Raw genomic sequence first — 12,495 nt, 5'->3', positions numbered from 1 at the left:
CGCAGCCCTCGCTGAAGACAGCTCGGTATCAGGCGCTACGCACCACACTCATCCGCGAAAGCAGCGGCAACTTGCCGAGCAATGCAAAGATCGGCGCCGTTACCCTCAGCCAGAAGTTCGAGGCGTGATAGGCAAACGGCGTGTAGTAACCCCAGCCCAACGCCCATACCGCCAGCAATACACCACCGATGTAATCGTCCTGACCCCAATGCGCACCGGCCACCAGGCGCGGCAGCATGAACAACAGCGCCAGGCCCCAGGTCGTCACGAACTGGCCGGCCGTGCGGCTGAACACGCCCATGAACAGCGCCCAGATCAACAACACCGAAGCGTGGTCACCGGGAAAGCTCTGGCTCGAGCGATCCTTCACTTCCCAGGTTTTTTCCAGATTCGGGAAGTAATCGCTGATGTGCACGGCGCCCTCAAGCATCATCGACGGGCTGCTGTGCTGCCAATCCATATGGTCGGCGAACTTGGAAAACAGTGCGCGAATCACCACCATCAATAGCAGGATCGAAAGAAAACCGAAAAAAGCCCGGCGCACGTCAATCGCCTTGAACACCCAGTCGCCCTTGATCAGCAGCGTCAGCAGGATCAAGCCAACGACGATGTCGAACGGACGCATACTTGCAATTGCCCAGATGTGGAGCCATATGGGGTTGCTGGCCAGCGGTGCATTGAGTGAGCGAAACAGCCACTCGTCGAAAATCACACACAGCGCGTTGCCCGTAGGCCATAACCAGAAAGCCAGTAGCGCCAACGGCACTACGTTGCACAGAACCAGCCGGCCGAGGTTCCACCTAGATTGGAACAAACCCGGATTGTTCATAAAATGCCTCCCATGGCAGAGCAGTCGGCACCAAAAAGAGTGCCAAGAAGTGCAAATTTTCACGTCTTGTAACCATTTTGTCACCACATTCAGATACCCAAAATTATGACCGACCTACCGGATACCGATTTCACCCAACGTTTCATCTTTGATGACAGCGACACACGCGGCGAACTGGTTGCACTTGAGCGCAGCTACGCCGAAGTCCTCGCCAAACATCCGTACCCGGAGCCGGTGGCACAACTGCTCGGCGAATTGATGGCGGCGGCCGCGTTGCTGGTGGGCACCTTGAAGTTCGATGGCTTGCTGATTCTGCAGGCGCGTTCCGAAGGCCCGATCCCGATGCTGATGATCGAGTGCTCCAGCGAGCGTGAGATCCGTGGCCTGGCGCGTTATCACGCCGAGCAGATCGCGGCGGACGCGACCCTCGCCGACCTGATGCCGAACGGCGTTCTGGCCCTGACCGTCGACCCGACTGTCGGCCAGCGTTATCAGGGTATCGTCGACCTCGACGGTGAAACCCTGTCCGACTGTTTCACCAACTATTTCGTCATGTCGCAACAGGTCGGCACTCGCTTCAAGCTATTTGCCGACGGCCGTCGCGCCCGTGGCCTGCTGCTGCAGCAATTGCCGGCTGACCGTCTGAAAGACGAAGAAGATCGCGCCGCCAGCTGGCAGCACATCACCGCGCTGGCCACCACCCTGACCGCCGATGAATTGCTCAGCCTGGACAACGAAACCGTCCTCCATCGCCTCTACCATGAAGAGCAGGTTCGTCTGTTCGATGTGCAGAAACTGCGCTTTCGTTGCAGCTGCTCGCGGGAACGCTCCGGCAATGCGTTGGTCAGTCTCGGTCTGGAAGATGCGCAGCAATTGGTGGTCGAACATGGTGGCAACATCGAGGTTGATTGCCAGTTCTGTAACGAGCGCTACCTGTTCGATGCCACGGATGTTGCTCAATTGTTCGCTGGCGCAGGCGTCGACACGCCGTCAGATACCCGGCACTAAAACGGTTCAGCGCAGGTAAATTCACTGCGTAACGACGGAATATCGCCGTTACGACGGGAGGACCCTACTCTTTTTGGGCTTTTCTGGCATAATCCGGCCCACTTTTTTCGCGGTAGTAGTGCACGACTTTCTACTACAAAACGTTTGGAGCACACTCGGCCACTGGCCGACGGGGAACCTCATGACGCAAGCCAATAACGCCGTGTACACCGATCTGAGTGTTGATGATCTGGTAAAAGAAGCCCTGAACCGCGGTGAGGGCGAGCTTGCCGATACCGGCGCTCTGGTTGTTCGCACTGGTCACCGCACCGGTCGTTCGCCTGTTGACCGTTTCATCGTTGAAGAGCCTTCCACCCAGGCCGCTATTGCCTGGGGCCCGATCAACCGCAAGTTCCCGGCCGACAAGTTCGACGCGCTGTGGGCTCGCGTAGAAGCATTCAACAACGCGCAAGAGCACTTTGTGTCCCACGTGCATGTAGGCGCGGCGGAAGATCACTACCTGGCCGTGAAAATGACCACCCAGACTGCCTGGCAGAATCTCTTCGGTCGTTGCCTGTTCATCAACCCGGCCCAGTACAACCCGGCCGGTCGTGAAGAGTGGCAAGTGCTCAACGTCGCCAACTTCGAGTGCGTGCCTGAGCGTGATGGCACCAACTCCGACGGTTGCGTGATCCTCAACTTCGCACAGAAGAAAGTGCTGATCGCCGGCATGCGTTACGCCGGTGAGATGAAGAAAGCCATGTTCTCCGTGCAGAACTTCCTGCTGCCGGCCGCTGACGTGCTGCCAATGCACTGCGCTGCCAACATCGGCGAAGAAGGCGACGTGACCCTGTTCTTCGGTCTGTCGGGCACCGGTAAAACCACCCTGTCGGCTGATGAAAGCCGTTACCTGATCGGTGACGACGAACACGGCTGGGGTGAAGGCGTGGTGTTCAACATCGAAGGCGGTTGCTATGCCAAGTGCATCGACCTCTCCGAGAAGAACGAGCCGGTTATCTGGAAAGCCATCAAGCACGGCGCTGTGCTGGAAAACGTCGTTATCGACGACGCCAAGCACGCCGACTACGCCGATGTCAGCCTGACCCAGAACAGCCGCGCCGCGTACCCGCTGGAGCACGTTGCCAAGCGCTCCGAGCACAACCTCGGTGGCGAGCCAAACGCGGTGATCTTCCTGACCTGCGACCTGACCGGCGTACTGCCACCAGTGTCGATCCTCAACGAAGAACAAGCGGCCTACCACTTCCTGTCCGGCTACACCGCACTGGTGGGCTCGACTGAAATGGGTTCGGGCAGCGGCATCAAGTCGACCTTCTCCACCTGCTTCGGCGCACCGTTCTTCCCGCGCCCGGCTGGCGAATACGCAGAGCTGCTGATCAAGCGCATCCGCGGTTTCGGTTCCAAGGTTTACCTGGTCAACACCGGCTGGACCGGCGGCGGCTACGGCGTCGGCAAACGCTTCAACATCCCGACCACCCGCGCAGTGATCGCAGCGATCCAGAGCGGCGCACTGATCGGCGCAGCCACCGAACACCTCGACACCATCAACCTCGACGTGCCCCTGGCCGTACCGGGCGTTGAAACCAACCTGCTCAACCCACGCAACACCTGGGCTGACAAGGCTGCGTACGACGAGGCCGCGAAAGCACTGGCCGGTCTGTTCATCGAGAACTTCAAGAAGTTCGAAGTGAGCGACGCGATCAAGGCTGCTGGGCCGAAGTTGTAAGATCTGTCGTCAATGAAGAAGCCGCCCTTTAGGGCGGCTTTTTTTTGGGTGATTAGAAGATACGAAAAGCAGGCGCCATCCTTTCCTGCTCACTTCTGGACATCCCAAGCGCATTAGCGATCTCCGGCCAAAGACGGATCACGTCTTGAATGCGCTCAATGATGTCTGCTGAATCCTCACGGCTAACCCGAAAATAACCAGCGACTTCCCTCGCCAGCTCTAAGTCCAACGCGTTGTCAGAATCAGTGATGTTCAGCTTCAACCCATCCGCATGCGGCACCGGATTCATGTCATACGCTGCCGACAATCGCCATCCCCGACCAGGATCCAGAATAAAACCATGGTTTCGCAGGTGATCGTCGGTGTTGGAAACTAAAATATTGAAGACAATTCGCGACCAAAGCTCACGAAGGTCGGTGTTGGGTTCCGAGCCGTGTTCCATGATTACTTCCGCCAACTCTAGATAGCTGGCGCCGGTTGAGGCGTCGTCGCCGTCGACACGGTTGGTCATGGTCATGGCTGATGCGAAGTGATGTCGGCCGCCGCGTGCGGTTCGGTCGAAACGCTTCACCAGGAAGCAGTGGTGGTCGCTTGCGTAGCGTCGGGTCATGCCGGTCGCAACACGCAGACCACAGTTGACTGCCAAAGCGTTTACTACAAATTCCCAACCACCAACATCGTAGTCATCCCTCGTACTAGGGAATTTAGCGATCCACAGTTGGCCGAACTCGTCGACGACGCTGGCTTTCGGTCTGGCGCCGCCCAGTGAGCCGCCCGGTGCGATGAGCATTCTTAACCATTCGCGGCCCTCGCTGGCTGTGTTGTCCCTATCGTTCTCCAGGGCGAGACTTGCCTGCTCTAAGGCGCGTAGCTCGACAAAGGGTGGGGCGGCAACGCCGTCGCGGTCGTCGAGAAAGTTGCCTTCGTCATTGAGTTTGTAGCGAAGGGCGCCGACACGGAACAGGTCGTGGACGCCAAGCAGGTAATCGGATTCAAACAACTTGCTGTTGCTGGCAACCAAGCCGTCGCGAATGTCCCTTTCCAAGCGGCGTTTCATCAGCAGTTGGCCCCAACGATCAGGGCTTGAGTCTGCAAAGACGCCAAAGCGGCTCTGATGTTCGCCGGGGAATTGGCGGCCTTCGAAGGGGCCGATGCGCGGGTCTAGAGTTATGAAACTCAACTCGGGATCGGCCAGCGCCTTAGGATCGTATTCAAATTCGAACACGTTGGTGTTGCGTGTTTTCCTTGCGTGTAGAAACCCGAGGCGTCTGGCGCCTTTCAAGGATTCCCAGTCTGCATAAACAGCAATCAGCGTCATTCTTCACCTGTCGGGGGGCCGGCCTTTTTCTTCTTGTTCAAAAGGCTGGAGAGTGAGTGTGTGTTGAATGGGAAGTCAGCCGGAATTTTCGTGGTAGTGGCGGCATCGATAACGTTTGAAGTCCCGGCGTGTTTGGATGTGCCCTTTTTTGCCGCAGTGACTGCTCGTACTCGCTGGGGCTTTTTCGCTGCGGATCGTGTTGCAGGCATTAACTGCGCATCCTGCAATTGGCGACCCATTTCATCGGCTGCAGCCAGTTTGTTCAGATCCTTTTCCAGCCCCAGCACTTGCATGACCGACAGGTAGGCCCCGATGGTTACGCCTGATCCACCTGACTCCAGATGGCGCAAGGTTGTTAGCGACATGCCTGACCTTTCGGCGACCTGCTTGGCCGTCAATTTGCGGCGCAGGCGAGCCAGCTTCAGGCGTTCGCCAAAGTCCACCAGAAGTCGAGCAGTGGAGGGCAAAAGCGGTGCTGTTTTCTTGGCCATGATGGCAGTATTCCTTCATTTTTTAACCTTAACTGCCAGAATAATAGCACTTAAGTTGAAGGGTGCAGGGTAGAGCGGATCTGCAGTGTTCAAGTTTTTAACTGGCATTATTCCAACTGTTTTTAGGGTATACAGCCAGAATAATGCCACTTATGGTGGTTGTGATTTCCATTCAGTTTCTGTTTCTACGGTGCTTTTCGAGGGCTGACTCACGTGAAGGAAGTGGCTTGTCATAGCAGGCTTGCTTTTGCTCAAACGACAACGCGGTCTTGTCGTCTGTTTTCGGTGTAGAGGTCGGACTGGAAGAGCCACGCTCCCTGCGTAAGATCTCGTCCATTTCCTGGACGCTTTCCATCAGCTCATCAAAAAATTTGCTCATGGTTACTCCGATGGTTAATTGCCTTATTTACCGCTCTCGACGGTTAGGTGAGAGCGGTGTGATCACTCAAGCTCCGGTCGGAGCTTTCCAATTGAGCATTCGCTGCTGCGCAACCTGCAGCAGATCACAGCCATCCTGCGTCAGCAGATAGAGGGCGTGGGTGATGTGGGGGATGTCTTCGACGTCGGCTTGTTTGAAGTTCAGGCAGTAGAGGGTGCGTAGCAGATCGGCGGAGGCGCGCAGGCGCTGGACGGCGCATTCGAGGATGTCTTGTGGGTTGGCCGTTGTGTCGATGATCAGGGGCTTGGTGTCGGTGAGGTTGGATTCGAGTGGGCGGTAGCGATCGGTGGTGAATTGATTCCATGTCTTCATTATTTTTGCCTCGTTTTTTGCGTCATGAGAATCCGCACCCACCGTGACCAAGCGATAGGTGGCGGACTGCGTTCGGGTTGGTCAACCGATGAGGCATTCACAACCGGCACGCCCGAAGGCGTCCCGAACACAGCCGCCATAAAGCGTGCTGACACAAAAAAGCGCCAGCAGCATACAACGACTGTGAATGCACATCTAATACGGGTGACCAAGCCCGATCCGCTGAATTGGCAGCGACAGCCACGACTATAGAGATCAGCTACACGAAGCCGATAGAAGACAAGGAGTCTGTCTTTGTAGGAACGGGACGTAGATTTGATAGGTCATCGCCGCTGATCGACCTTCTGTTTTAAACGCGCGCGTTTATCAGCCATCAATGCTCTGGATACCTCATCGGGAATGCTGGGGCGAGGATCATCAAGGCTGGCTTGAACCTGTCGGATTAACCAAGCCGTGTAGGCATCCTCGTCACTCGGTGGATCGAACTCATCGTTCGTAACATTCATTGTTGGATTCCTGCCCAAGGAGATATAGCGCTGACCTGGAGTGATCTAGTTGTACGCCGACTGCGCTGGCCTCTGCTTGGCCACTTCCAGCAAGTCGCAGCCATCCTGTATCAGCAAATAAAGCGCATTAACGATGTTGGGGATATCTTTCACATCAGCCTGTTTGAAACATAAGCAGTAGAGCGTTTCCAGCAAATCACCGGCTGCACGCAGACGCTGATCGGCGGCATTGATCAGGTCAGTCTGGCTGGAGTGGCTGTCGATAAGCAGTACCGGGTTTTCGCTGTAGCAAGTCTTGAGTGGGCGATAGCGGTTGATCATGGTGGGGCGAGTCCTGTTCGAAGGCGCTGGGGCGGGCCGGTGCAGTGTATGCAGCCGCGGCGGCCACTATAGAAGGGCGTTTCTCTGTGGGACAAGACAGCCGCAATGGACAGTATTCGTAGGGGTTTTTCCGTGGTTTGAGGAAATGCCCTACGTGTTTTCGCAGCTTTTTCAGGCCAAAACCCTTAGGCGTAATAATTCCTACGTGATTGTCAGGTGATTCGCGGTAAACCGCTGTATCGTGCGCGCCAGAATCTGTAGGGCGTTTCCAAACGTCTGACACGCGCTTAAAGGGAATTAGGTATGCACTGGCTACGAATGGCCGCGATTTTATTGCTCGGGCTGGGCACTTGCCGTTTAACGATGGCCTCAGACGTTGGCAATGCGTGGGTGCTGGATCGTCTTGTTCGCACCGATTGGCCGGAGGCACTCATCAGCCAGGCGAGCATGGACACGGCGTCGCGCGGTGAAGTGTTGATGTTCGCCAAAGCACTTTTGGCCAGTGAAGCGCTGGATGAAGAGGGGCTTGAGCAGCGACTCGGGGTGCCGCACGTGCAACTGAAGTCGATTCGCCATGTACGCGACGGTCTCTGGGAGGGGTTGCTGAGCACCTATCGCAACGCCAGTCAGAACTGTGATGAGCAACTGTTCTGTCCGCGTGTGCGCAGCGTCGCTGATCTGCGTCAGTTGGCGGCGGCATTCACCGGCGATATCAGCCCGGCCCATGCGTTGTGGGCGAGCAAGAGTCAGGGCGTGCATGAGCAGATGCTGAATGAGCAGTTGCGGGTGGCGGTGTTGCGCCCCTGACTTTTTAAATTTTGTGGTGTGGCGGCTGGCCTCTTCGCGAGCAGGCTCGCTCCCACAGGGACCGTGGTGTTCAAGTAATCGCTGTATCATTCCGAATCGATTTGGCCCCGACCTTTTCTCGACTCGCTGCGATCGCCCGCTAGGCTGTTGGCATGGCAGCAGTCAATGGAGTGACAGCGAATGCACAACACCCTGGAACAGGTTTTTGGTTTTCCACAGTTTCGACCCGGGCAAGAAGCCGCGATCAGTGCGGTGCTGGCCGGGCGCTCGGCGGCGGCGATTTTTCCTACCGGTTCCGGCAAGTCGATTTGTTATCAATTGCCGGCGCTGATGCTGCCGCACCTGACGTTGGTGGTGTCACCATTATTGGCGCTGATGCAGGATCAACTGGCCTTTCTGCAACGTCACGGGATCTCGGCCGGCAGCATCGATTCGGCGCAGAGTCGCGATGATGCCAATGACGTGATGGCCCGCGCCCGTTCGGGTGAATTGAAGATTTTGATGATCTCGGTGGAGCGCTTGAAGAACGAGCGTTTCCGCAACTTTCTGCAGCAGGTGCCGATCTCGCTGCTGGTGGTGGACGAGGCGCATTGCATCTCGGAATGGGGCCACAACTTCCGCCCCGATTATCTCAAGCTGCCGGACTATCAGCGCCAGTTCAACATCCCGCAAACCTTGCTGCTGACCGCTACGGCAACACCGCAGGTCATCGCTGACATGCAGGCCAAATTTTCTATTGCTGCCGACGATGTGGTGACTACCGGTTTCTACCGGCCTAACCTCAATCTGTTAGTCGAACCGGTGCGCGGCCAGGACAAGCGTCGGCGTCTGGTGGAGTGGATGGCCGAGCGGCCGGGGCAACCGAGCATCGTCTACGTGACCTTGCAAAAGACCGCTGAGCACATCGCTGAACACCTTGAGCGCAACGGCATTCAGGCCGAGGCGTATCACGCGGGTTTAGCCCACGACAAACGCGAAGCGATCCAGAAACGCTTCATGGTCGGGCAGTCCAATTGCATCGTCGCGACCATCGCGTTCGGCATGGGCATCGACAAGAGTGACATCCGCAATGTCGTGCACTTCGACCTGCCCAAATCCATCGAAAACTACAGTCAGGAAATCGGCCGCGCCGGCCGTGACGGGCAGCCGTCGGACTGCCTGGTATTGGCCAATCGCGACAGCCTCAATGTGCTGGAAAACTTTGTATACGGTGATACGCCGGAGCGTGATGGCATTCGCTATGTACTCGACGAACTGAAGGCCTCGGTGCCGGAAGGGCAGTGGGAGTTTCTGCTCGGGCCATTGGCGGATCAGAGCAATATTCGCTCACTGCCGCTGAAAACATTGCTGGTGCAACTGGAGCTGCGCGGGTTGATCGCGCCGCGCTATGCCTACTACGCCGAATACCGTTTCAAATACCTGCTGGAACCGGAAGCGCTGCTTGAGCGTTTCGACGGTGAGCGCAGGGATTTCGTTGCAGCGATCATTCAGACCTCGGCGCGCGCGCGCACCTGGGCCACGGTGAATTTCGAGGCGATGTATTCGCAATATTCCGCCGAACGCAATCGAGTGGTGAAGGCGCTGGATTACTTTCAGGAAAAGGGCTGGGTCGAGCTGGAAAGCAAGCAGATGACCGAGGTCTACAGCCTGCTGAATAGTGACTTTGACAGTGATGCCCTGAGCGTCGAGTTGCATGAATATTTCACCCGGCATGAGCAGGCCGAAGTGGCGCGCATCCACGCGATGCTTGAGGTTTTTGCCACCGAGCGTTGTCTGGGTTATCGCCTGGCCGAGTATTTCGGGGATCGCAATGCGCCTGAGCGGTGTGGGCATTGCTCGGTGTGTCATGGCCAGGTTGCACGGTTGCCGGCACCACCGGAGTTGCCAGCGCTTGTGGATAAAAACTTCGCGGCGCTGTGTGGTGATTTTATCCACAGGCATGAGCAGCACACCGGGGTGATTCCGTCGGCGGAGCGGGTGACGCGTTTCCTGTGCGGGATCAGCGTGCCGTTGTTCACCAAGCTCAAGGCGCGCGCTATTCCCGGGTTTGCTGCGTTGGAGGAATATCCCTACGCCGAAGTCCGCAGCTGGGCTGATGATCATTTGCTCGGTTGAGCAAGAGCCCTTGTGGGAGCGAGCAGGCTCGCTCCCACAAAAGCAGGGCTGTATCCATCCGCTGAATGTCGATCATCACGGTAATAAACTTCAAAAACCGTCGTTGGCTGACTATGGTTGAGGTCTGTCTTTGGATCGCCAACAAGAGAACAACATGAGCCAGACATCCTTCGATATTCAGCAGGCTGCGGTGATCGGCGCGGGCACCATGGGGCGGGGCATTGTCATGTGCCTGGCCAATGCCGGCGTGACGGTGCAATGGGTGGATAACAATCCACAGATGCTTGAACAGGCACTTACCACCGTGGCCGAGACTTATGCACATAACGTGCGCCAAGGCCGGATTGATCAGGCCGAGGCCGATGCGCGCACCGCTCGAGTCAGTGCGGCGGCGGATTACGCGGCGATTCGCAATGTCGATCTGGTGATCGAGGCGGTGTACGAAAATCTTGAGCTGAAGCAGAAGATCTTTCGTGAACTCGATGGTTTGCTCAAGCCTGAGGCATTGTTGGCGAGCAATACGTCGGCGCTGGATATCGATGCGATTGCCGCTGCGACCCGGCGCCCGGAGCAAGTGCTGGGCCTGCATTTCTTCAGTCCGGCGCACATCATGAAACTGCTGGAAATCGTGCGCGGTGCGCAGACTTCGCCGGCCGTTCTGGAAGCAGCGCTGGCGCTGGGCAAGCGTATGGGCAAGGTCAGTGTGGTGTCGGGCAATTGCCACGGCTTTATCGGCAATCGCATGTTGCACCCGTATGTGCTGGAGGCGCGCAAGATGTTGCTTGAAGGCGCTTATCCACAGCAGGTCGACGCGGCGCTGCAAGGTTTCGGTTTTGCCATGGGGCCGTTTCGCATGTATGACGTGGTCGGCATCGATCTGGAATGGCGTGCGCGCGAACTGGCCGGCAAGGGCCAGGATGCGCCAGAGGTTCAGGTGGACAACCGCTTGTGCGAGCTGGGCCGGTTCGGCCAGAAGTCTGGCAACGGTTATTACCATTACGAGCCGGGCAGTCGTCAGGCTGAGCACGATCCTGAGGTCGATGCGCTGGTATTGCAGGTCAGCGAAGGTCTGGGCTTCCAGCGCCGTGAGATTGGTCCGGAGGAGATTCTGGAGCGCAGTTTGCTGGCGTTGGTCAATGAAGGCGCGAAGATTTTGCAGGAAGGCATTGCCGAGTCTGCGCATGACATCGATCTGGTGTATCTGAATGGCTACGGCTTCCCGGCGGACAAGGGCGGGCCGATGGCCTGGGCGGATCAGCAAGGGCTCGCGGTTATTCATCAGCGTTTACTGGCGCTGGAGACGCGGCAGGGCGATCAGTGGAAACCGGCGCGGTTGATTGGTGAGTTGGCGGCGCAAGGGCAGGGGTTTGCTGATCGTTAAGTCTGGCGGCGGTGCTGACGCCTTCGCGAGCAGGCTCGCTCCCACAGGAGAGCGCATTTCAATTTGGGAGCGACCCTGCTCGCGAAGGGTGCGGCGCGATTTTGAATTAGACTCGCCCATTAACTTCAGGGATTGTTGAGCAATGTCCAACCCGATGCCACAACGCACCGACTACCCCCACTTCCAGCCCATCACCACACGCTGGCACGACAACGACGCCTACGGTCACGTCAACAACGTCACTTACTACAGCTTCTTCGATACGGCGGTGAATACCTACCTGATACAGGTCGGTGGTCTGGATATCCATGACGGTGAGGTGGTGGGATTCGTAGTCAGTTCGGCGTGTGATTACTTTGCCTCGATCGCCTTTCCGGATCTGATCGAGATCGGTCTGCGGGTCGGCAAGTTGGGCAACAGTTCAGTGCAATACGAGCTGGCGGTGTTCAAGGTCGGTGAAAGCGAGGCGCGTGCGGCCGGGCGCTTCGTTCACGTATTCGTCGATCGGGCGAGTAATCAGCCGGTGCCGATTCCTGCCGAACTGCGCCAGGCCTTGGAATACCTAGTGGTGTAAACGGCAAAAAAAATCGCAGCCCTTGGGCTGCGATTTTGCTTTACCGGCCAGCGAGGTGTTTGAGACCTCAGTCGCGATAGTGCTTGTGATGTTTGCGATGGCCGTAAGCGTGGCCGCGGCCCGGGTGACGGTCGCGGTAATAACCACGGTCACGGTCACGACCGCGATCGTAATGACGATCATCGTCATCACTCTTGTTACCCATGTAGTTGCCCAGCGCGCCACCGGCGCCGCCACCTGCTGCGGAGCCGATCAGGCTGCCGGTGGTGCCGCCCATGCTGCGGCCGACCACGTTACCGCCGGCTGCGCCCAGCGCACCACCGATGGCGGCTTCGCCACGGCTGCGTTTGTCGGCGCCGACCGCACTACCACCCGCGCCGCCCAAGGCTGCGCCGATAGTGGAACCTGTATTGCCGCCTAAGGACTGACCGACGACCGAGCCAAGAACCCCGCCCAATGCGCCGCCCACACCTGCTTCGGTGGTGCCGCCTGCGGAAGCAAAACCACTGACCAGGCCAAGGGACAACAAGAGAATCGAGGAGAACTTCATAGATGAGCCTCAAAGGGATGACGGCGCCGATCCTGAGGCTGTGTGACAAGCGTGACAATCGAAATCCGACGAATAACACGACTTGTATACAATTTTGCAAGTTGCTGTTTTTTCACCGGAA

Annotated in this window: 14 protein-coding genes; 6 read left to right on the top strand and 8 right to left on the bottom strand. The window is 57.5% G+C overall.

The window, feature by feature from the left end; all coding sequences use genetic code 11:
- Positions 1–28 precede the first annotated feature (28 nt).
- Positions 29–829, bottom strand: a complete 801-nt coding sequence (locus ACI514_RS24045; protein ID WP_405122511.1) for a phosphatase PAP2 family protein — start codon at positions 827–829, stop codon at positions 29–31.
- A gap of 105 nt (positions 830–934) precedes the next feature.
- Between ACI514_RS24045 and hslO the strand changes: the two genes are divergently transcribed.
- Both hslO and ACI514_RS24035 read left to right on the top strand, forming a co-directional pair.
- Positions 935–1,837 carry an Hsp33 family molecular chaperone HslO gene (hslO, locus tag ACI514_RS24040; RefSeq protein WP_160054753.1) on the top strand — a complete coding sequence of 301 codons (903 nt, stop codon included), beginning with the start codon at positions 935–937 and terminating at the stop codon, positions 1,835–1,837.
- 181 nt (positions 1,838–2,018) lie between these two features.
- On the top strand, positions 2,019–3,560 hold the full coding sequence (locus ACI514_RS24035; protein WP_007917942.1) for a phosphoenolpyruvate carboxykinase: 1,542 nt from the start codon (positions 2,019–2,021) through the stop codon (positions 3,558–3,560).
- Positions 3,561–3,612: 52 nt separating this feature from the next.
- Here the strand turns inward: ACI514_RS24035 and ACI514_RS24030 are convergent, their stop codons facing one another.
- The 6 genes from ACI514_RS24030 to ACI514_RS24005 form a co-directional block, all read right to left on the bottom strand.
- Positions 3,613–4,878 (bottom strand): type II toxin-antitoxin system HipA family toxin, encoded by a 1,266-nt coding sequence (locus ACI514_RS24030; RefSeq protein ID WP_405122510.1) that lies wholly within the window; start codon positions 4,876–4,878, stop codon positions 3,613–3,615.
- Positions 4,875–5,369 carry a helix-turn-helix domain-containing protein gene (locus ACI514_RS24025; protein WP_405122509.1) on the bottom strand — a complete coding sequence of 165 codons (495 nt, stop codon included), beginning with the start codon at positions 5,367–5,369 and terminating at the stop codon, positions 4,875–4,877. Before ACI514_RS24025 ends, ACI514_RS24030 begins: the two co-directional genes overlap by 4 nt.
- 172 nt (positions 5,370–5,541) lie before the next feature.
- A complete protein-coding gene (locus ACI514_RS24020; RefSeq protein ID WP_160054758.1) occupies positions 5,542–5,748 on the bottom strand; it encodes a hypothetical protein in 207 nt (68 codons plus the stop codon).
- Between the two features lie 66 nt (positions 5,749–5,814).
- On the bottom strand, positions 5,815–6,120 hold the full coding sequence (locus tag ACI514_RS24015) for a hypothetical protein (RefSeq protein WP_160054760.1): 306 nt from the start codon (positions 6,118–6,120) through the stop codon (positions 5,815–5,817).
- 323 nt (positions 6,121–6,443) lie between these two features.
- Entirely contained in the window at positions 6,444–6,626 is a 183-nt protein-coding gene (locus ACI514_RS24010) for a hypothetical protein (protein WP_099757719.1), read from the bottom strand.
- 45 nt (positions 6,627–6,671) lie between these two features.
- Entirely contained in the window at positions 6,672–6,947 is a 276-nt protein-coding gene (locus tag ACI514_RS24005) for a hypothetical protein (RefSeq protein ID WP_160054762.1), read from the bottom strand.
- Positions 6,948–7,250: 303 nt separating this feature from the next.
- On the opposite strand from ACI514_RS24005, the gene ACI514_RS24000 reads away from it, so the two are divergent.
- The 4 genes from ACI514_RS24000 (at position 7,251) to ACI514_RS23985 (ending at position 11,824) form a co-directional block, all read left to right on the top strand.
- Positions 7,251–7,754, top strand: a complete 504-nt coding sequence (locus ACI514_RS24000; RefSeq protein ID WP_405122508.1) for a polysaccharide deacetylase — start codon at positions 7,251–7,253, stop codon at positions 7,752–7,754.
- A 180-nt stretch (positions 7,755–7,934) separates the two neighbouring features.
- The gene (locus ACI514_RS23995; RefSeq protein WP_405122507.1) at positions 7,935–9,869 is read left to right on the top strand and encodes an ATP-dependent DNA helicase RecQ; all 1,935 of its coding nucleotides are present in this window, start codon (positions 7,935–7,937) and stop codon (positions 9,867–9,869) included.
- A gap of 154 nt (positions 9,870–10,023) precedes the next feature.
- The gene (locus ACI514_RS23990) at positions 10,024–11,250 is read left to right on the top strand and encodes a 3-hydroxyacyl-CoA dehydrogenase NAD-binding domain-containing protein (RefSeq protein ID WP_405122506.1); all 1,227 of its coding nucleotides are present in this window, start codon (positions 10,024–10,026) and stop codon (positions 11,248–11,250) included.
- A gap of 142 nt (positions 11,251–11,392) precedes the next feature.
- Positions 11,393–11,824, top strand: a complete 432-nt coding sequence (locus ACI514_RS23985; RefSeq protein ID WP_405122505.1) for an acyl-CoA thioesterase — start codon at positions 11,393–11,395, stop codon at positions 11,822–11,824.
- A gap of 67 nt (positions 11,825–11,891) precedes the next feature.
- Here ACI514_RS23985 and ACI514_RS23980 read toward each other — a convergent pair whose 3' ends face one another.
- A complete protein-coding gene (locus tag ACI514_RS23980; RefSeq protein ID WP_160054770.1) occupies positions 11,892–12,374 on the bottom strand; it encodes a glycine zipper domain-containing protein in 483 nt (160 codons plus the stop codon).
- Between the last annotated feature and the right edge of the window lie 121 nt (positions 12,375–12,495).

The sequence above is a fragment of the Pseudomonas sp. M20 genome (assembly GCF_045037865.1).
Lineage (GTDB): Bacteria > Pseudomonadota > Gammaproteobacteria > Pseudomonadales > Pseudomonadaceae > Aquipseudomonas.
This window is presented reverse-complemented; position numbering and strand designations above follow the sequence as displayed.

Bases quoted from the DNA above. Each gene is read 5' to 3' on its own strand.
- ACI514_RS24045 (WP_405122511.1), bottom strand. From the start codon at position 829: ATGAACAATCCGGGTTTGTTCCAATCTAGGTGGAACCTCGGCCGGCTG.
- hslO (WP_160054753.1), top strand. From the start codon at position 935: ATGACCGACCTACCGGATACCGATTTCACCCAACGTTTCATCTTTGAT.
- ACI514_RS24035 (WP_007917942.1), top strand. From the start codon at position 2,019: ATGACGCAAGCCAATAACGCCGTGTACACCGATCTGAGTGTTGATGAT.
- ACI514_RS24030 (WP_405122510.1), bottom strand. From the start codon at position 4,878: ATGACGCTGATTGCTGTTTATGCAGACTGGGAATCCTTGAAAGGCGCC.
- ACI514_RS24025 (WP_405122509.1), bottom strand. From the start codon at position 5,369: ATGGCCAAGAAAACAGCACCGCTTTTGCCCTCCACTGCTCGACTTCTG.
- ACI514_RS24020 (WP_160054758.1), bottom strand. From the start codon at position 5,748: ATGAGCAAATTTTTTGATGAGCTGATGGAAAGCGTCCAGGAAATGGAC.
- ACI514_RS24015 (WP_160054760.1), bottom strand. From the start codon at position 6,120: ATGAAGACATGGAATCAATTCACCACCGATCGCTACCGCCCACTCGAA.
- ACI514_RS24010 (WP_099757719.1), bottom strand. From the start codon at position 6,626: ATGAATGTTACGAACGATGAGTTCGATCCACCGAGTGACGAGGATGCC.
- ACI514_RS24005 (WP_160054762.1), bottom strand. From the start codon at position 6,947: ATGATCAACCGCTATCGCCCACTCAAGACTTGCTACAGCGAAAACCCG.
- ACI514_RS24000 (WP_405122508.1), top strand. From the start codon at position 7,251: ATGCACTGGCTACGAATGGCCGCGATTTTATTGCTCGGGCTGGGCACT.
- ACI514_RS23995 (WP_405122507.1), top strand. From the start codon at position 7,935: ATGCACAACACCCTGGAACAGGTTTTTGGTTTTCCACAGTTTCGACCC.
- ACI514_RS23990 (WP_405122506.1), top strand. From the start codon at position 10,024: ATGAGCCAGACATCCTTCGATATTCAGCAGGCTGCGGTGATCGGCGCG.
- ACI514_RS23985 (WP_405122505.1), top strand. From the start codon at position 11,393: ATGTCCAACCCGATGCCACAACGCACCGACTACCCCCACTTCCAGCCC.
- ACI514_RS23980 (WP_160054770.1), bottom strand. From the start codon at position 12,374: ATGAAGTTCTCCTCGATTCTCTTGTTGTCCCTTGGCCTGGTCAGTGGT.